Raw genomic sequence first — 1,064 nt, 5'->3', positions numbered from 1 at the left:
CGACCACCCACAAGAACCGTTACCTCCGGTGGTGAATGGCGATTCTGAAATCAAGCTCGATTACCAAGCGGTCGTGCGCTGGGGGTTGGGCGCCGAGCAAGAATCCTCGGCGGTCTTTTTTAATAAGCCGATGGAATTTTCGGAGCGTTTCGCCAAAGAAATTCGCTTGTTTGGCAGTTTGTTCGTGTTGATGCTGGTGGCCATTTTGCTACTGAGCTACTACTTGCAACGCATTCGTCGCAGCGAGACGGCTGCTCGTGAAAGCCAGGCGATTTTAGAGTCCATTTTTGACCAAAGTATGCAGTACATGGGGATTTTGGATAAACATGGTTTACTTAAATCTGGCAACGATCGTCTGCAATCTTTACTCTATCATCAGGAATTACGCTTAGATAAGCCACTTTGGTTACATCAAAACTGGAGTGAGCAAGCACGCCACGCGATCGCCGGTTATTTTGACGCACCGCAGCAACAAGTTTCGACATTTGAAGCCGAAATCTGGAGCAAAGAGCACGGCTCTATGGTACTCGAAATTTCCTTAAAGCCGTTCTCCCAGCAGGTAGGCAAACAAAAGCAGTATCTGTTTGAGGCGCGTGATATCACCAGCCGTAAGTTGATGGAAGATAAGCTCTATCAGCGTGAGTCGAGCTTGCGTAATTACTACGAGCAGCAGCCCGTGATGATGGTGACGCTCGACAGTCACAACCGCATCCAAGAAGTGAACCGATTCGCGCAACTGTTATTGGGTTACGAGCCGATTGAGATGCTCGGCCATCGCCTGCGAGAGTTCTATCTTGATGACAAAGCGCTGTTCCCACGTCAGGTGTTGTTGCAACCGAGTCATCAAGTTCATGATGTGTGGCGACGTGAAATCGAGTATCGCCATGCTGACGGGCACAGTGTTTGGGTACGCGAAAACATTCGACCGCTCAACGATTCCGATCAGTTGCTGATTGTGGGTGAAGACATTTCAGAGACCAAACTTTTGGCTGAGAAGTTAGAGTATCAGGCGCGTTATGACTTATTGACGGGGACATACAACCGCAACCACTTTGAGTTGGAGT

The 1,064-nt window shown here is 49.1% G+C and carries 1 protein-coding gene; it reads left to right on the top strand.

Translation table 11 applies throughout. The features are described 5' to 3' along the window. Positions 1-1,064: PAS domain S-box protein (locus R7P67_RS26255; RefSeq protein ID WP_318086509.1), on the top strand; the 1,064-nt coding region annotated here is incomplete at both ends.

Source organism: Vibrio sp. Vb0937, from assembly GCF_033338855.1.
The sequence above is the reverse complement of the archived record's forward strand: the minus strand, read 5'-3'. Positions and strand labels throughout refer to the sequence as shown.